Raw genomic sequence first — 17,802 nt, forward strand, 5'->3', positions numbered from 1 at the left:
GCCCGAACGCATGAGCCGCAGTCTTTTGGGTTTCGAATTCAAAGTCAAGTTTTTTGTATACAAGAATTTCTATCTTGCGCACAAATCAAGCTAAGGCTAGGTTTTTCGGATGGAACTTCGTCGGGCAGACATAATCGCGGATGCGCTGGAAGAGCTGGTTTTTACCGGCGGCTTTCACGATGGTGATCGGCTTGACGAGCTGCGCCTTGCGCGCCAGTTCGATGTTTCCCGCACCCCGATTCGCGAGGCCCTGCAACGTCTTGTGGCCTCTGGCATTGCCGAACAGATCCCGCGCCGCGGCGTTTTTGTGCGCCAGCCGGGGCCGGTGGAACTGATGGAAATGTTCGAAACCATGGCCGAGATCGAGGGCGTCTGCGGGCGTCTGGCGGCGCTGCGAATCTCCGAGGCCGCGCTTGAAGAGCTTGATCGTGCCAACGCCTCTTGCTGTGCCGCCGTCGAGGGCGGCGATGCCGATGCCTATTACCGGGAAAACGAACGGTTTCATCACGTTATCTATCATCAGGCCGGCAATGGATTCCTAGAACACGAGGCGCTGCGCCTGCACCGGCGGCTCAAGCCGTTTCGCCGGTTGCAATTGCGCTTGCGCGGGCGGATGTCGCAATCCATGGCCGAGCATAAGGCGATCGTCGAGGCGCTGCGCGCAGGCGATCCGGACCGCGCCGCAGAGGCGCTGCGCGGGCATGTGGCGATTCAGGGCGAAAAGTTCCATCTTTTGATGTCCAGCTTGCGCAGCGCCGCAGAGTAACCACATAACACCAAGTCACGAGCGCAGCGCGCCAGCCGGTGTGCGCATCGCTGGACAGTCGGCGCGCGCATCGGTAGGACAGCGAAATGGCCAAGGAAAAGGAAAATCCGAACTACAAGGTGATCGCCGAAAATCGGCGGGCGCGGTATGACTATGCCATCGAGAATGACATAGAATGCGGCATCATCCTTGAAGGCTCCGAGGTGAAATCCCTGCGCCAGAACGGCGGCAATATCGCCGAAAGCTATGCCATGGTCGAAGATGGCGAGCTCTGGCTGGTGAATTCCTATATCGCGCCCTATGCACAGGCCAAGACCTTTGGTCACGAGGAAAAGCGCCGCCGCAAGCTCTTGGTGTCGCGCAAGGAATTGGCGCGGCTTTGGAACGAGACACAGCGCAAAGGCATGACGCTTGTGCCGCTGGTGATGTATTTCAACCATCGCGGGCTGGTCAAAATGAAGATCGGCATCGCCAAGGGTAAGAAAAACCACGACAAGCGCGCCACCGAGGCCAAGCGCGACTGGAGCCGTCAGAAACAACGCCTGTTGCGCCACGGCGAGTGAGCGGCGGTTTTTCCCAAGGAAACGAACGATGGAACTTTTGCTGAGTTTGATTGCGGGCGCGGTCGGCGGCAATGTCGCGGGTGGCGTGATGAAGGGTGCGAGCCTTGGTTTTCTCGGCAATTCGATTGTCGGCGTCGTTGGTGGCGGGCTTGGCAATCAGGCCTTGGCGATGCTCGACGCGGGTGCGGGCGGTGGCGATATCGGCGCGATCATCGCTCAACTCGCCTCGGGCGGGCTTGGGGGTGGCGTGGCGATGATCGTCGTCGGGCAGATCAAGAAAGTGGTGCTGAAATAACCGGCAGGGCAGGGGCGCAGAGGCGCCGCCCGGTCTTGCCCTTTTGCCCCTCAGACTGTACTCAAGTCAGGTCTTAAACGGGGGCCCCCATGGCACATGATGATCCTAAAACCGTTGTTTCCACCGACTGGCTTGCCAGCCACCTGAAAGACCCGGATTTGCGGGTTCTCGATGGCACCATGTTCATGGCCGCCGAAGGGCGCGATGCAAAGGCCGAGTATGACGCCGCGCATATCCCCGGCGCGCGCTTTTTTGATATCGACGACATCAGCGATAGCCGCTCCGAGTTGCCGCATATGGCGCCGCCGGTCGAAAAGTTCATGTCCAAGCTGCGCGCGATGGGCGTTGGTGACGGCCATCAGGTGGTGGTCTATGACGCCAAAGGACTGTTTTCCGCCGCCCGCGTTTGGTGGCTGTTTCGCCTGATGGGGCAAGACAACATCGCCGTTCTCGATGGCGGTTTTCCCAAGTGGCAGGCCGAGGGCCGCGAGACCGAAGACCTGCCTCCGATGATCCGCGACCGCCATATGACGGTCCGCCGCCAGAACCAGATGGTCAAGGATGTGACGCAGGTCTCGGCGGCCGCCAAGCTTGGCGATTACGAAATTCTCGACGCGCGCTCGGCCGCCCGTTTTCGCGGCGAGGCGCCCGAACCGCGCCCCGGTCTGCGCGGTGGCCATATTCCGGGTTCGAAGAACGTGCCCTACACCGATCTGTTGAATGACGACATGACGATGAAAGACCCCGAGGAACAGCGCGCTGTGTTTGCGGCGGCTGGTGTTGACATGAGCAAGCCGGTGATCACCACCTGCGGCACCGGCGTCACGGCCGCAATCATCAGTCTGGCCCTTGAACGGATCGGCAAGACCGACCACGCGCTTTATGACGGATCATGGACGGAATGGGGGGCCTTCCCGACCCTTCCCGTCGCCACAGGAGAAGCCTGATGTTCAGCAATCTGAAAGAAAAACCCGCCGATAAGATCCTGGCCCTCGGTCAGGCATTCCGCGAAGACCCGCGCGACACCAAGATCGACCTTGGCGTTGGCGTCTACAAAGACGCAGAGGGCAAGACCCCGATCATGCGCGCGGTGAAAGCCGCCGAGCAAAAGTGGTGGGGCCAGGAAGAGACCAAGGCCTATACCGGGCTGGCCGGCGATCCGGCATTTTCGGACGTGATGATCAATCTGGTGCTCGGCGATGCCGTCACCCGCGATCAGGTCGCCGCCGTCGCCACCCCCGGCGGCACCGGCGCGGTGCGTCAGGCGTTTGATCTTGTGCGCATGGCCAACCCGGATGCGCGGGTGTTCGTCTCTGATCCGACATGGCCCAACCACCTTAGCATTCTGGCCTATCTTGGCGTTGAAACGGTGATGTATCGCTATTTCGACAGCGAAACCGTCGGTGTCGATTTCGATGGCATGATGGCCGACCTTGAGGCTGTGCGCGCGGGCGATGTGGTGCTGTTGCATGGCTGCTGTCACAACCCGACCGGCGCCAACCTTAACCTGAGCCAATGGAAAGAGGTGATCGACCTTTTGATCCGCAAGGGCGCGGTGCCGATGATCGACATCGCCTATCAGGGCTTTGGTGACGGTCTTGAAGAAGACGCCAAGGCGACCCGGCTTGTGGTCAAAAGCTGTCCCGAGGTGTTGATCGCGGCAAGCTGTTCCAAGAACTTCGGCATTTACCGCGAACGCACCGGCATCTTGATGGCCGTGGCGCAGGACCGGGGCCTGCAAAAGGTGGCGCAGGGCAATCTGGCCTATCTCAACCGCCAGAACTTTTCCTTTCCGCCCGATCATGGCGCGCGGCTGGTGACCATGGTGCTAAGCGATGATGCGCTGCGCGCCGATTGGCAATCAGAGCTGGAAGAGGTCCGCCTTGGCATGCTGCAGCTGCGTCAGGACCTTGCCAATGAGTTGCGCCGTTTGTCGGGCTCTGATCGGTTTGGGTTTATCGCCCAGCATCGCGGCATGTTTTCGCGGCTTGGCGCCACGCCCGAGCAGGTGGAAACCCTGCGCAAGGACCACGGGATTTACATGATCGGCGACAGCCGGATCAACATTGCCGGTCTCAATGCGCAAACCGTGCCGATCCTTGCCCGTGCGATCATCGACGCAGGCGTTTAAGCGCCCTGCACAGGCGCGCCAGTGGCTTGGCGCGCCGCCCCCCCCTCAGAAGCAATACGCAGAATTTGAACCATCTGTTTGCCATAAAAGTGTGTGGCAGGTGCGAACGCCTCAAGCTGGCGGACAAGCAATAATCCAAAGTTTCGAGTGATGGCCGAGCACGGCGCTGCAACAGAACTGGATCAGCAAGGTCCGCGCTGGCCGGATGACCTGCGCCCCGGAAATGAGGGCGAAGGATGGTGAAAACACTCCACACAAAACGGCCCCGCAGCGCTTTGGGAGACCGGCCTCCAGCTCCGGAAGCCATCGTGCCGATGGACCAGCGGCCGAACATGCACTAACAATCAACCTGGACCAGGCAGATCAGTGTCATAGATGTTGAATTTTTTCCTGCCGGTTGGTGAGACTGGCGAAAATCGAAAGACCGAGCAACCATGCCCGCAAGCAGCACGAAAGACCGAACGCTTCACGCGCCCGAACAGGTGGCTGTAATCGACCGTTTCCTGCGGCCCCAGGCGGTGGGTATGCCGCTGATCCGGCTGGGCGATTTCGGGGATGGCGGGTATCTGGTGCCCGAAGATCTGCGCGGCATCGCTGCCTGTTATTCGCCGGGCGTGTCGGAACAGGCCACGTTCGAGATGGATCTGGCCAAGCGCGGGATACGGTCGTTCATGGCCGATGCCTCGGTTGAGAAACCACCGCTGGATGTACCGGGGGCGGATTTTGTGCCAAAGTTCCTTGGCCCGCGCGACGAGGGCGACACCATGAGTTTGCTCAGATGGGTAGAGGACACCGACCCGGCGCCGGGCGAGGACCTGATATTGCAAATGGATATCGAGGGGGCGGAATATGCCACCCTGGCGGCCGCGCCGCGCGAGTTGCTGCGTCGGTTCCGGATGATCGTGATCGAATGGCATCACCTGCCCTCGGTGCTGACCAAGCCGCGGTTTCAGAACCCGGCGCTGGCCGCCGTGGAGAAGCTGAAGGACGATTTCGTCACCGTGCATCTGCACGCCAACAACGTGTCGGGCAGTGTCGAGATCGAGGGCGAAGAGATCCCGCGCGTGGTGGAGGCCACGCTTTTGCGCCGTGATCGGATCGGCGAGATGCGGCCCGTTGAGGCCAAAGAGCTGCCTCATCCGCTGGACTGTCGGCACAACCCGCGCCGCCCGTGGCTATCTCTACCGCAGCGGTGGCTGGGCGCTGACGGTTGATCACGGCGCGATAGGGGGGGGCGACGGGATAGCCGCGGGAACCCGAGGCTTGCTGCGTTAGTCAGGCGCGACGCGGGGACCAACCCCGAGCTTGTTGTCGCGCAGCCAGCGACGGAAATCGGTCCAGTCGGGACGGGCCTGGAGCTCGTCGATCTTGGCGCGATGCCAGTCGCAGGCGCGGGCATGCAGATCAGCCAGAACCGGGTCCTCTAGCAGCGCTTGGAGCATCGGTTGGGCCCGGTCGGCATGAGGCAGGATTGAGTCGTCGCGGGCGTGGTTGACGTTCATGTCGGCCCAGTACAACTCGGATTGATCATGTGCGATGTGATTGGTGCGGCCGCGGTCGCGTTTCACCAGAAAACTATCGATGGAGCGGACCGAGTAATGGTGCAGGCGCGCGTATTCGTGGCTGAAGCCCGGCCAGGCGCGCCACCGGACCATTTCCATCGGTTGCCGGTTGCCCCCGCAATCCGACCAACGCACCTTGTGCTGTTCCTCGGGCGGCACGCCCTTGGGGCGGTGCGGGCCGAAATGACTGAAGGTGCCGTTGTTGCGGAACATCGTTTTGAAGCCGCTGGCGCGTCCGTTTGAGGGGCGGTCCTCGTGGTCGGCAAGAAGAAACTGGCGCGTGACGGGCGCATCTTCATAGGTTTCGACCCCGCCGCAGCCGAAGAGTTTCCAGGTGAAGGATATCGCGTCGCAGTCGCCGACACGCTCCATCAGGTCATCGAGCGTTTCCAGGCCGCCGCGCAGGTTGATGAATTCGTCCACGTCGAGCGACATCAACCATTCGGCCTGCTGGACCCAGGGATGCAGGGCTGAGCGGCGCAGCGCCTTGTGCTGCGGCGGAGACCCATCCTTGGGGTTGGGCCGGTGGCTGCAGAAGCCCAGTTCGTCGAGGCGCTGGGCCATCAAGTCGGTGCCATCGACGCAATCGTTGGTGAAGATGACGAAGCCCGAGAACCCGATGGAAAGGTTGTGGGCGATCCATTCCAGCATAAACGGGGCTTCGTTCTTCATCGTCGTCATGATGATGCGCGGGCCGCCGCCGACCGGTGCGATCGGGAATTTGGGCGCCCCGGTCATTCGGCAGCCTGTCGTTTGAGTTTGCGGAAGGCGGGCTTTACGCGTTCGGCCAGCGCTGGATGGCCGCGTTCGGCAAGGTTGCTTTCCATCGCCTTGCGATACCAGGGCAGGCTGCGGCGTTCGCGGAACATCTTGTAGAACACCTTTGGCGTCAGCGTGCCGTCGAGCGCGTGCTGCATCACCGGCTTGAGCAAGTTGGCCTTGCGCAGGAAGACGGGCGAGAAATGCCCCGAGCACCATGTCTTGAGCAGGAAGACGTTGTCGCCTTCGAGCCGTTCGGCATGGCGGCGGTCGGGCGTGAAGAAGGGATCATAGAAGACAAAGGCATTTTCGATCTCGTCTATTTCGAAAGCGCAGTCGCTGTAGGGCAGCGACCAGTCGCGCTGTCGGCCGAAGCCGAAGCGCTCCTCCCAAGGCACAATGCTTTCATCGAGCGTGGTTTGGGGATTGAAGCTGATTACGGTGGCGCCGGGCGCGAGCGAGGAGAAAGTCAGCGCCGCGAAACCGCCCATTGAGGTGCCTGTCAGGAAGACCTTTCCGAACTGGCCAAAGAAGCCATCGGCGGCGAGCTTTTCGAGATAGGCGATCAGTTGCGGGTCGCGGTACCAGTCTTTCCGGCGCGCCATGACCGACAGATGTGAACAGCCATTGTCGCGAACGAACTTGTAGGCCCAGGGTTCGCGTTTGGGCGAGAGGTTATTGACGTTTGAGAGGTTGTCGAATGTCACCACGAGCCGGGCATCGTCGCGGCGGACGCACATGACCGCGTGATTTTTCAAGCGGGTGTAGAAGCCTTCGTTGTCGCCGCTGGTGTGGATCTCGGCAAACCACGCAGGTAAATCGATGGTAGAGTCGGGCCCGGTTTCGGGTTCTTTCGCGGGCGGTGGCGTGGCTTCGAGGTTTGCCGCCGGGACTGGCTCGGCGGATTTTTCTTCGGGCGGCGCATCTCCACGGATGGCGGCCAGCAGGCGACCGAGATCAGAGGCCTCGCCGCGCAAATCATCCAGTCGTTTCGCCTCGCGGGTGCAAAGGGCCGCTTGGGCGTCTGCCACACCGGGCAGCGCCAGAAGAGCCTCGGTCTCAAGGGCGATGGCGTCGGACCAGTCCGACAGGCCGGGGTCGGCTTCGGTCATCGCCGCAAGCGCATCGAGCTGCGCGGCCAGCGCCTCGGCATCGGGGCGCTGTTTCTCGGGCTGATCGGCCATGCGCAGCAGAAATGCTTCCACTGAAGGCGCGGGCAGTTTCAGAACCGCTGCCTTGGTGGTGCCAAAGGCGGTCGGCATTCCAGACCAGGCCAGGCGGCTGAGCGGTTCGGGCATAGGGCTACCATCGCCGCTGACCCACTTGATCTTTTCGCCGCTGGCTGGGCCGGTCGGCACCTCGGGGGTGCGCAGGCCGAAGCGGCCAAGCCGCACCACGCTGCGCAACTCGACATTGACGGCGGTATCGGCGGGCAGCGGGGCACGCCCAGTGGCGGTGTGAAGGACAGGGCCTGGGATATGGTCGACCAGGCCCGCCGAGCCGAAGACATGCACCGGCGCGCTTAGCACGTCGGCCCCGCCGCAGGTCCGCATCAGCGATTGAACCGTCTTTGCCGTGCTGTTGATCCTGAAGTATTCGCCGCGCGGCAGATAAAGCCCGTACCCGCCGCTCTCCCCGGCCTCGAGCGCGGCGAAGCGCAGGGCGGAGTTGCGGTCCTCCTCGGCAGGGTGTCCGTCGGTGCGGACCGGGTGCAGGGTGATCGCGTCGGCCTTGGCGAGCGCATCGAAAAGCGGGCTTTTACGCAGTGTCTTATGGTCGGTGAAAATATGGACATGACTGGCCCCGACGGCCCGGTGATATGCGAGCCATTCGAGGAAATCCGAGCTCTCGGCGCGAAGGAATGAGCCGAGAAAAAATTTGGGACTGGCCACCATATACTCGAATACCTCATCGCGTTCGCCCTGGAAGGGACTACTTGTCACTGTTTCTAGCGACTGTATAAGAATTGATTTGGTTGGGAAAGGCGGAACTATGGCGGCAAGCTGCAGTCCGGCGCGCGGGCTTTTCATCGGATTGAGGAAGGATCAGCTGGGCGCGCGCCTTCTGATGATGCTGAACGCGATCCGCCTGTCCGAGGATTACGGCACCGATTTCCGGATCAACTGGTTTCCGCGTGGAGCGATGGCACCGACGTTGGCCACGCCGACGGACCTGTTCAGCGAGGCGTTCATCGAGTGCCATTTCATCGAGAACGCGGAATTCGAGGCGCTCGGTCCGATTGCCAAGCCGCTTTGGACCTTCATGAACGACGAGGGCCCCAAAAGGCTTGAGGCGCATCTGGCGGGTGGCGGGCATGTTGTTCTGGACGAGGGCTTCGAGATCGTCGAATTCCCGTGGGAGGATGCCAGCGATCTGCGCGAGCGGTTCCGTGGGTTCATCTCGTGTATCGGGTTCAACCCGGTGGTCGCGGGCCATATCGAGCAGATCGAGGCGGCGATGGCGGCCAACGAGGGCAGGCGCACCATCGCCTATCATATCCGGCGGGGTGACATCCTGAACACGGATCCGTGGAAGCACAAGGAATGGCCCGCCAAGATCGAGCCGGATGAATTGTATTCGGCCTACCTGGAAAAGAACGGCGGGGCCAAGGCACTGGTGTTCTCGGACCAGCCCGAAAGCATCGCGCGCTTCACCACCGCGCATCCGCAGGCGGGCAGCATCGACGATCTGGTCGATCTGAAGGGGTGCAAGACCGTGCAGCGCGATTTCCTGGAACTGTTCGCGATGTCGCGCGCATCGGAGATCGTGGCGCCGCCGATCAGCGCCTTCAGCCGCGCTGCCGCCCGTCTGAGCGGACAGGAGCGAAAGTGTTTCCACGAGGTCATGACGGTGGAGGAGCGCGACCGCGCCTATGACCGACTGCTGGAACGGTTCGCGAAGGGGCCGGAGGCGTTTATCACGCCCAGCGAGGCGGCGCATGTCTTCGTCAAGCTGGCGCGTCGGCTTCAGGAGGCCGGGCGCGAGCAGGAGGCTTGGGAGATCGGACAGCGCATTCTGGACGCGGGCGCGGACAATGCCTTTATGCCACTGGCTCATGCGCTAAACGGCATGTACCTGGGTAAGTGGGACGAGGCGCTGACCTATATAAACCGGGCGCTGGCCGACCCGCATCAATGGCGGGAGAATTATATCTCGGGGCTGGCGGTCCGGGCACATATCCTGGGTGCGCTGGGTCGGCGCAAGCGCGCGCGGCGGTCGTTCCTGCGGGCGTTCTGGCAAAAGCCGATGCTGCCCGACGTCACGGTGATAGGCACCTTCATGATCAAACGCGGCCGCCTGCGGGCGGGGGAGACGCTGCCGTTCGACCGGGAAACGCTGCTGGTGCTGCCAGTGCGGTATCAGCAGACCAATATCGTGGTGCAGCAAAACAAGATTCTGCGGCGGCGGGCGTCGGATCTGTCGACGCTCGCGATCGAGTGGCCCTGGTTCGCGATGGACGGCAAGACAGACCGGTTTCTGAACGCGCCGCACGAATTGAAGAAAATGCAGGCGCGTCTGGCCAAGCATCACGGCGGTGTGCCGGGGGCGGGCCCATTCAGTTATGACGCGCTGCTCGAGGCGCGGATGGGCAAGCCGGAACGGGCGCTGGAGATGAACGCGCGCGCGGTTGAGGCCGCACCGGACGATCCGATGGTGCGAAAGCGGCAGGCCGAGTTCCGGATGATGACGGGCGATTATGCTGGGGCGCTTGCCGAGATGGAGGTCTGTCGGGCCTGCGCGCCCGATCATGCCTTCTGGCACTTCCTGACCGGGCTGATCCACGAGACAGCAGGGGATCGCGCGGCGGCGCGGGCCTGTCACGAGGCGGCCTGCGAAATGGATGACAGTACCGCAGAATTGCATGCGCATCTGGCCGATATGTGCCGGGATACGGGCGATACCGAGGGTGCAGTCGCCGCGCTGGAGCGCGCCGCGGAAATTGCGCCCAACCAGCAACGCTATCGTAACCGGCGGGATCGTTTGCTAAAGCGCCAAGCCAATGGGTGAGTCATCGGGTCCTCCCGGACTGTTGGGTGTTGCAGGGACATGGCGGAGCATGCTTGATCACAGTGTATCGCAGCGTTCGGACAGAACCATGGAGAGCACATGAAACAACGCGTCGTCTTCCTGCATCGCAAGGGCATGGCGCGCGCCGGGTCCAAGATCATGCGGTGCGATCAGCTCAGGGATATTTGTGAAGCACATCTCGGGGATGAGTTCGACTTTCGGGTGCGCCCCATGCCGCCGATCCGGGAAGAGACCGACATTCAAAAGGTTTGCGGCACGGTCCGGGGCGCCATCGTTATCTTGCTGAAGGGCGCGGCGGTTCCGCTGGGCGACCAGGGAATGGAGGCCCTGCGCAAAAGTGCGCGCGGCATTTGCATAGATTACGTGGATGCCGATGCCTATCGCAGCTTCTCGCCCTGGGCGGATGTTCATATCGGAGCGTCCCACGCCGGTTGCCGTCTGTTGTCCAATGTCCTGAAAAAGGCGGGCCAAAATGAAAGTGATGCGCCGATCATGCATCTGACACATCATGCCGACCCGCGGCTGGACGGCTTGCATATCCGACATCAGCAAGAGCTTCGGGGCGTGTACATGGGACATCCATCGAACGTGTTTATTCCGCCGGACATTCAGGGCGATGTCCATGTGCTGAAATATGAAAACGACCTGGGTATCGGGGGCGTGTTCGACAATCTGCTAGACTTCAACCTGCATTATGCGGTGCGCGCACCGGCGCTGAGGCCCAGGATCACGAAAGAGGCCAAGCCGTTCACCAAGGGGTTCATTGCGGCGGCCGTGGGCGCGAATATTCTGGTGCCCCGCGCGACGGATGACGCCGTCATATACCTGGGCGAAGATTATCCCTTTCTACTGGAGAACACGGAGCCCAATACGATCGTAGAAGGGCTGCACCAGGCAAGGGATCTGTTCGGCACTTCGGCGTGGTCCGAGGCGACGCAGCGCATGGAGCATATCCGCGAGATCACGCGCCCGGGGCGGATCGCGAATGAGATGAAGGATATTCTGGCCCTGTTTCGGTAAGCTTGGAAGCCCGCGCCGCTCGGGCGGGGCGTGGCCATTGGCTGGGAATTTGCAGGGGGGTTCAGTCCCGACCAGGGCAGCCAATGCACCGGCGCGAGCGCCTTTGGCGGTCGCTCGGGTCCAAATGCGTATATTTGCACGCATTTGAGAGAGGCGCAGGGGCGAAGTCCAGTGTCGGAGAGTGGCGCGCCTATGACAACGCCGAGCGCCCGCACTCCAACACCGAAACCTTGACGCCCGACGAGGTCCATTCCCGCAAAACCGAACCCATGCGAATGGCAGCTTGATACGAAACTCTGATCCATCTTAACAAGGCTGCGAACTGGTCGAAAAACCAGGGCCACCTCTCAGGTCACCGCCGAACAAAAGGCACTTGAAGCCAAAGCCGAATAGTGGGCTAAAATGACGGCATGAGCAGCGCAAAGCACTGTCCCACAACAAGGCCCAAGTATAAAGGACGCAAAATGAATCTTGATGCCACTGCAGGCGACACCCACGAGACGCAACTGAACGAACTACAAGAAGCCTTCGTCGACTGGAATGCCAAGCGTTTGCGAACCACGAGGGCCAAATCCCGCGACAGGCTTCTGGTGTCAGTGAACAAGTTCAAGGGCGGACACGGCGGACGCCAGTTTCGCCGCTTCAATGGTCTCAGTTATGAGGTGATGGCGCCGTTCTTTTCCGACAGCGAAAAAGAGATCGAGGAAGCCTACGGATTTCACAGCCACATGCATTTCCTGCGCATGTTGTCTTATGACTTCAAGCCGTGGAACTTTGCCGAAGAGATGCTCGACGACGTGGCCCGAAACGACACGGTCACAGTCATTGACTACGGTTGCGGGCTTGCGCATGGCTCCCGCTGGATCGCTGCCGCGCTCAAGGCACGCGGCATTGGGGTGTCTCTGGCGCTGGTGGATTTCCCGACGATCCGGAAAGACTTCCTGATCTGGCTCTGCGATCGTGACGGTATCGACATGAAATTTCACGACGCACAGGTGGGCGGGCCGGTCACCGACCTGCCACAGGCGCAGACCTGCATCGCCACGGAATTCTTCGAACACGTGCGCAAACCTGAAAAATATTTCAGCGCGATCGACACGGCGCTTGTTCCCGGTGGCTGGCTCATCACCAACGTGAATGATCACCGGGAGGAGTTCATGCACGTATCGCCAGATTTGCAGACCCTTCGCAATCGGATAGAAACGGCTGGATATGCCGCCAAGGATCCAGCGCGCGTTCTGGTCAAACCGGTTTAGCAACGGTGTCTATGCTTTGGGTCAGCATCGCATCAAGTCGGCTGCGTATCCCTTGATCCAGCCGATCGGCAATCCGTAGCTCGGGGGCGACACGTGTTTCTGCGCAAGGGCGGTCAAGAGCCGTGATCCCAGGCCGAAGGGCTTGGGACGCTGGCGTTAGGCTCGAAAACGAAAGGGTTCAACAAAAGTAACGCGGGCCAACCACAAGCTACAGCGTCGAGGCACGGACCCAACTATGCAGTCCAAGCGGTGTCTGGATTCAAAGGGCCCGTTGAGTGGTGGATGTTGGCGGGTTCACCGGGGCGAATAAAACTTTGGGAAGTACAAGACCGAGTTGATCTTCGAAATATCTTGGAAAGCAGATTACGTCTGCGCTGGTTTTGTGGCTGTGTGCAGCGAGTTCATGCGTTGCCGCCCATGTTTGGCTTCGACTTGGCCAACGTCGCGTTTCGGCCTTTTTTGTTCAGCAAACTTTCAGAATTCAAACTAAAAAGCCATTGAATGTCACGGTAACACATCATCGGATACTTAAGTGGCTATCTGGCCGGACAGGGCCGAATCCCGGACAGCAATCAAAAAGGGGGCGGCCAGTGTGGCCGCCCCCAAAGAGGTCAAAGGGCTTATTGCGGCATGATCACCGCGTCGATGACGTGGATGACGCCATTGCTGGCCTCGATATCGGCCGCGGTGACATTGGCGCCGTTCACCATGACGCCACCTTCCGTCATGATGGTCACGTCGCTGCCCTGTGCGGTGGTCGCGGTCATGCCGTTGCTCAGGTCGCCCGACATCACCTTACCAGGAACCACGTGATAGGTCAGGATCGCCGCCAGCTTATCCTTGTTCTCGGGCTTGAGCAGCGTTTCGACCGTGCCCTCGGGCAGGGCGGCAAAGGCCGCGTTGGTCGGGGCAAAGACGGTGAACGGGCCGTCGCTCTTGAGGGTCTCGACAAGGTCGGCGGCCTGAACGGCGGCAACCAGTGTCGAGAAGTCCTCGTTCCCGGCGGCGATATCGACGATGTCCTTGCTGTGTCCATGCCCATCGGCAAAGGCGGGTCCGGCCATCAGGGCGGCGGCGGTCAGGGCAAGATAAGTTCTGCGCAGCATAAGTAGTATCTCCTGTTTTAGCGTCATTTATGACGATGCCGCGACGGGCATCATGAACAGGGCTACGGTGCCAAACCGCGATTGGTTCACCGGGGATTCCCGCCAATGCGATTTGACGAAAACGCCCAACCCGCTAAGCCGGGGCGTGTTGTAACATCCAGTCACGTTTTTGTGAAAAGGCGGAAAACCTCCTGCGCCGATGTGGGGCGTTCAGTCGGCTTTCCCGCCGCCCATGGGGCTTGCGGGCCAATGTCCCGCAACTGGCATCTTGCGCGCCTTCGCCGATGGTTTCGCGGGTTGTTTGATCGTCGCTAAAGGCGCAGGTTGCGCCGCAATGGCCCCAATCGGTGCGGGCCGATGACCCTGGAGTTTTTCCGATGATTTACGTGATGCAAATCCTACAGGTTCTTGCTCTGTTGTTTGTTCTGATGCTGGGGGCGATCGTCCTTATGGCGATGCTGTTTTACGTGTTGGACAAGCTCCAGCCCGGCGATGCGATCCGGCGTAATTATCCGGTGATCGGGCGCTTTCGTGGGTTGTTCACCAAGCTGGGCGAATTCTTTCGCCAGTACTTTTTCGCCATGGATCGCGAGGAGATGCCATTCAACCGCGCGCAACGCGATTGGGTCAGCCACGCCACCAAGGGCAAGGGCAATACCATCGCGTTCGGCTCGACCCGCAATCTTGGTGTGCCGGGCACGCCGATTTTCGTGCCGGCCGTCTTTCCGCCGCTCGATGATCAGTTTTCCGTCACCGCCCCGATGCTGATCGGGCCGACCGCGGCGATCCCCTATAAAGCCAAGTCGATCTTCAACATCTCGGGCATGAGCTATGGTGCGATTTCGCGCCCGGCGGTCGAGGCGCTAAGCCGAGGCGCGGCACAGGCCGGGATCTGGTTGAACACCGGCGAGGGCGGGCTGTCGCCGTTTCACCTGACGGGGGGCTGTGATCTTGTCTATCAGATCGGCACCGCCAAATACGGCGTGCGCGACGAAGATGGCAACCTGAGCGATGAAAAGCTGCGCAAGATGTCGGAAAACCCGCATATCAAGATGTTCGAGCTCAAGCTTGCCCAGGGGGCCAAGCCCGGCAAGGGCGGTATCCTTCCGGGTGAAAAGGTCAGCGCCGAGATTGCCGAAATCCGTGGCATCAAGATTGGACAGGATAGTATCTCGCCCAACCGCCACGCCGATATCAACGACTACGGCGAGCTTTTGGATGTGATCTGTCATATCCGCAATGTGACGGGGCGCCCGGTCGGGTTCAAGACCGTGATCGGCTCGTCCGAGGCCTGGGAGCCGCTGTTTCAACTGATCAATGAACGCGGCCCTGATTGCGCGCCCGATTTCATCGCCATTGATGGCGGCGAAGGCGGCACTGGCGCGGCGCCGATGCCCTTGATGGATTTGGTCGGCATGCCCATTCGCGATGCCCTGCCGCGGATGGTCGATCTGCGTGACCGCTATGGCCTTAAAGAGCGGATCAGGATGATCGCGGCCGGCAAGCTTATCAATCCCGGCGATGTTGCCTGGGCGCTTTGTGCGGGGGCCGATTTTGTCGCCTCTGCGCGCGGCTTCATGTTTAGCCTTGGCTGTATTCAGGCGCTCAAGTGCAATCGCAACACTTGTCCGACCGGCATCACCACCCACGACAAACGTCTTCAGGCCGGTCTTGTGGTCGAGGACAAATATGTGAAGGTCGCTCATTACGCCAAGTCGGTGATCAAGGAGGTCGAGACAATCGCCCATTCGGTTGGCGTGGGCGAACCGCGCCTGATGCGGCGGCGCCATGTGCGCATTGTTCAGGCCGATGGCACCTCTATCCCGTTCAACAAAATCCGCCCAAGTTACAACTCAGACGCGGCTTTGTGATGGCTCGTTAGATCAGAATTCTGGCGATAGGCCCTTATCTCTCTATATATAAGTCAAACCCAATAGGAGAGATGCATGGCCTATCGCTGGAAAAACACCCTGTCCGATTGTGACGTGACGCCCGAGGCGGCGTTTCTGAACCGCCGCCAGCTGATGGCGGGGGCGGCGGCCGGGATTGGCCTTGCAGGAGTCGGCCTTCCGGCGGGCGCGCAGGAGTTGACGGCCAATAGCTGGGACGAGATCACCGGCTATAACAACTATTATGAGTTTGGCACCGACAAGGCCGATCCGGCGCGCTATGCCGACGCCCTTACCACCAGCCCTTGGTCTATCGAGATAGACGGGTTCGTCGATCGTCCCGGCACCTATAGCTTTGATCAGATCATGGACAAGATGACCGTCGAGGAGCGGCTCTATCGCTTTCGCTGTGTCGAGGCCTGGTCGATGGTCGTGCCCTGGAACGGGTTCGAGCTTGCCGATCTTCTTGCTCTTGCGGGGGTTCAGGCCGATGCCAGGTACATCGCCTTTGAAACTGCCCTGCGCCCCGATGAAATGCCCGGCGTGAAATACCCGGTTCTGGACTGGCCCTATGTCGAGGGCCTGCGGCTTGACGAGGCGATGCATCCGCTGACCATCATGGCGACGGGCATCTATGGCCGCGACATCCCCAATCAGAACGGCGCGCCGCTCCGCCTTGTGGTGCCGTGGAAGTACGGTTTCAAATCCATCAAGTCGGTTGTGCGCATCACCGCCACCAAGGACGAGCCGCCAACATCCTGGAACAAGGCCAATGCCCGCGAATACGGCTTTTACAGTAATGTGAACCCCGAGGTGGATCACCCCCGCTGGTCACAGGCCACCGAGCGGGCGATTGGCGGCGGGTTGTTCTCGGCGCGCAAGCCGACCCTGATGCTCAATGGCTATGGCGACGAGGTCGCATCGCTTTACGCAGGGATGGATATGAGAAAGAACTTCTGAGCATGGCCCGGATGATGGCGTGGGCGGGTGGTGTCGGGGCGGGTTTTGCCGCGCTTTGTTGCTTTACCGGCCTCCTGCCGTTTCTTTTGACGGCGCTTGGACTGACGTCGCTTGTGCCGCTGATCTACCGGGACAGCGTTCTGTTCCCGGTATTCGGAATTTGTCTGATCATCATGGGGGTGGGGCTATGGCTTCGGCGCAAGACATCAAATTGATCTCGATCCTGACCTGTCCCGAATGCGGGCGGGCAAGCATCGAGACCATGCCGACCGACGCCTGCCAGTACTTCCATGACTGCAAGGTCTGTGGGGCAATCCTGCGCCCGCTGCCCGGTGATTGCTGTGTCTATTGTTCTTTCGGCGACGTGGCCTGCCCACCGGTCCAAAAGGGGGAGTGCTGTTGCGGATGACCCTGCTGGTCGAACAGATCAACGCGCTGCTGCGCAGGGTGCCGACATGGGCCGTATATATACTGCTCGCTGCACCGGCGCCTTACCTCTTTTATATGGGGGCGACGGGCGGCCTTGGCATCGAGCCGATCAAGGCGCTCGAGCACGAGCTGGGGGGCATCGCCCTCAAGCTTTTGGTCGCGGGGCTTACTGTCACGCCACTACGCCGCTTTGCCGGAGTGAACCTCATCAGGTTCCGGCGCGCGCTTGGCCTTTCGGCCTTCTTCTATGTCGTGCTGCATCTGCTGGTTTGGCTGGTTCTGGATGTGCAGATCCCGGCACAGATCTGGGCGGACATCATAAAGCGCCCCTATGTGACCATCGGCTTTACTGCCTTCCTGTTGCTTGTGCCATTGGCGGCGACGTCCAATAACTGGTCGGTGCGCAGGCTGGGGCCGAAATGGCGGCAGCTGCATAAGCTGACCTATGTGGCGGTGATTCTGGGGGCGGTTCACTTTATATGGCTGGTGAAGGGCTTTCAGATTGAACCGCTGGTCTATCTGGCCGTGATTCTGGGGCTTCTGGCGCTTCGGCTCCGCCCTTTGCGTAAAAAACAGACGGCATAAGCTGTGAGTGCCCCGCTCAGGGCGCTCTGCGACTCGCAAAATGACCGGATCAGCAGAGATTTCCCCAAGGCCGACTCGGGCGAATGCCCAGATCTTGGCGAGTCGCGCCTTTTGGGGCGCCTGAGTCGCCCCCAATCCCCGGTCTATAAGAGGGCGGCCAGGCACCTCTTGGGGATAACTCTGTGGATAACGCAAGATGTGGGGTAGGGGGGGGCATGCTATGCGCTAACATTATTGCGCAGAGGCCCCGATTTTCATGCCGAAAATGACCTAAGCCATTAATTTCCCATTAAAATTCAGGTTTTTGAAAAAAATGTGACGAGAGGCCAAAAAAGGGGTTGCGGGTTTTCCCTACTAACCGTAGAACCCCCTTCACCGGCGGCGCAGTGATGCACACCGGGACGCCGGACGGACCAGACGGGCACTAGCCAAGACGGGAAGCGAGGCCAAGA

General features: G+C 60.7%; 18 protein-coding genes. 15 read left to right on the forward strand and 3 right to left on the reverse strand.

All coding sequences use genetic code 11. From position 1 onward, the window contains the following. Positions 1-109: 109 nt before the first annotated feature. The 6 genes from ROG8370_RS15415 to ROG8370_RS15440 all read left to right on the forward strand — a co-directional run bounded on the left by ROG8370_RS15415 (position 110) and on the right by ROG8370_RS15440 (position 4,969). Complete coding sequence (locus tag ROG8370_RS15415; protein WP_085828070.1) at positions 110-766, forward strand: GntR family transcriptional regulator; 657 nt, start codon at positions 110-112, stop codon at positions 764-766. Between the two features lie 86 nt (positions 767-852). Continuing rightward, on the forward strand, positions 853-1,329 hold the full coding sequence (gene smpB / locus ROG8370_RS15420) for an SsrA-binding protein SmpB (RefSeq protein WP_085828071.1): 477 nt from the start codon (positions 853-855) through the stop codon (positions 1,327-1,329). A gap of 28 nt (positions 1,330-1,357) precedes the next feature. Continuing rightward, positions 1,358-1,624, forward strand: a complete 267-nt coding sequence (locus tag ROG8370_RS15425) for a hypothetical protein (RefSeq protein ID WP_085828072.1) — start codon at positions 1,358-1,360, stop codon at positions 1,622-1,624. An 89-nt stretch (positions 1,625-1,713) separates the two neighbouring features. Further along, positions 1,714-2,571: a 3-mercaptopyruvate sulfurtransferase gene (sseA, locus tag ROG8370_RS15430; protein WP_085828073.1), complete on the forward strand. Its 858-nt coding sequence runs from the start codon at positions 1,714-1,716 to the stop codon at positions 2,569-2,571. Then, entirely contained in the window at positions 2,571-3,755 is a 1,185-nt protein-coding gene (locus ROG8370_RS15435; protein ID WP_085828074.1) for an amino acid aminotransferase, read from the forward strand. The genes sseA and ROG8370_RS15435 overlap by 1 nt, the downstream gene beginning before the upstream one ends. Positions 3,756-4,189: 434 nt before the next feature. Then, on the forward strand, positions 4,190-4,969 hold the full coding sequence (locus ROG8370_RS15440) for an FkbM family methyltransferase (protein WP_085828075.1): 780 nt from the start codon (positions 4,190-4,192) through the stop codon (positions 4,967-4,969). A 57-nt stretch (positions 4,970-5,026) separates the two neighbouring features. Here ROG8370_RS15440 and ROG8370_RS15445 read toward each other — a convergent pair whose 3' ends face one another. Next, a complete protein-coding gene (locus ROG8370_RS15445) occupies positions 5,027-6,055 on the reverse strand; it encodes a glycosyltransferase family 2 protein (protein WP_245827435.1) in 1,029 nt (342 codons plus the stop codon). Then, entirely contained in the window at positions 6,052-7,971 is a 1,920-nt protein-coding gene (locus tag ROG8370_RS15450) for a glycosyltransferase family protein (protein WP_085828076.1), read from the reverse strand. Before ROG8370_RS15450 ends, ROG8370_RS15445 begins: the two co-directional genes overlap by 4 nt. Before the next feature lie 97 nt (positions 7,972-8,068). On the opposite strand from ROG8370_RS15450, the gene ROG8370_RS15455 reads away from it, so the two are divergent. The 4 genes from ROG8370_RS15455 to ROG8370_RS15470 all read left to right on the forward strand — a co-directional run bounded on the left by ROG8370_RS15455 (position 8,069) and on the right by ROG8370_RS15470 (position 12,381). After that, a complete protein-coding gene (locus tag ROG8370_RS15455) occupies positions 8,069-10,084 on the forward strand; it encodes a tetratricopeptide repeat protein (RefSeq protein ID WP_085828077.1) in 2,016 nt (671 codons plus the stop codon). 135 nt (positions 10,085-10,219) lie between these two features. After that, complete coding sequence (locus ROG8370_RS15460; protein ID WP_170925264.1) at positions 10,220-11,125, forward strand: hypothetical protein; 906 nt, start codon at positions 10,220-10,222, stop codon at positions 11,123-11,125. A 2-nt stretch (positions 11,126-11,127) separates the two neighbouring features. Continuing rightward, positions 11,128-11,412 (forward strand): integrase core domain-containing protein, encoded by a 285-nt coding sequence (locus tag ROG8370_RS21455; protein ID WP_370738348.1) that lies wholly within the window; start codon positions 11,128-11,130, stop codon positions 11,410-11,412. Between the two features lie 177 nt (positions 11,413-11,589). Beyond that, positions 11,590-12,381 (forward strand): class I SAM-dependent methyltransferase, encoded by a 792-nt coding sequence (locus ROG8370_RS15470; RefSeq protein ID WP_085828080.1) that lies wholly within the window; start codon positions 11,590-11,592, stop codon positions 12,379-12,381. Positions 12,382-13,001: 620 nt separating this feature from the next. On the opposite strand, the gene ROG8370_RS15475 is transcribed toward ROG8370_RS15470, so the two are convergent. Beyond that, entirely contained in the window at positions 13,002-13,487 is a 486-nt protein-coding gene (locus ROG8370_RS15475) for a fasciclin domain-containing protein (protein ID WP_085828081.1), read from the reverse strand. Positions 13,488-13,864: 377 nt separating this feature from the next. Between ROG8370_RS15475 and ROG8370_RS15480 the strand changes: the two genes are divergently transcribed. The 5 genes from ROG8370_RS15480 (at position 13,865) to msrQ (ending at position 17,350) form a co-directional block, all read left to right on the forward strand. Continuing rightward, positions 13,865-15,358, forward strand: a complete 1,494-nt coding sequence (locus tag ROG8370_RS15480) for an FMN-binding glutamate synthase family protein (RefSeq protein ID WP_085828082.1) — start codon at positions 13,865-13,867, stop codon at positions 15,356-15,358. A 75-nt stretch (positions 15,359-15,433) separates the two neighbouring features. Continuing rightward, positions 15,434-16,336, forward strand: a complete 903-nt coding sequence (msrP, locus tag ROG8370_RS15485; protein WP_085828083.1) for a protein-methionine-sulfoxide reductase catalytic subunit MsrP — start codon at positions 15,434-15,436, stop codon at positions 16,334-16,336. Positions 16,337-16,338: 2 nt separating this feature from the next. After that, positions 16,339-16,551: a hypothetical protein gene (locus tag ROG8370_RS15490; protein WP_073200746.1), complete on the forward strand. Its 213-nt coding sequence runs from the start codon at positions 16,339-16,341 to the stop codon at positions 16,549-16,551. After that, positions 16,524-16,745 (forward strand): GDCCVxC domain-containing (seleno)protein, encoded by a 222-nt coding sequence (locus ROG8370_RS21035; RefSeq protein WP_085828084.1) that lies wholly within the window; start codon positions 16,524-16,526, stop codon positions 16,743-16,745. The genes ROG8370_RS15490 and ROG8370_RS21035 overlap by 28 nt, the downstream gene beginning before the upstream one ends. Beyond that, positions 16,742-17,350, forward strand: a complete 609-nt coding sequence (msrQ, locus tag ROG8370_RS15500) for a protein-methionine-sulfoxide reductase heme-binding subunit MsrQ (protein WP_170925265.1) — start codon at positions 16,742-16,744, stop codon at positions 17,348-17,350. The genes ROG8370_RS21035 and msrQ overlap by 4 nt, the downstream gene beginning before the upstream one ends. Positions 17,351-17,802 lie beyond the last annotated feature (452 nt).

Origin of the sequence: Roseovarius gaetbuli (genome assembly GCF_900172365.1) — a bacterium.
In the GTDB taxonomy this organism is placed as follows: Bacteria; Pseudomonadota; Alphaproteobacteria; order Rhodobacterales; family Rhodobacteraceae; genus Roseovarius; species Roseovarius gaetbuli.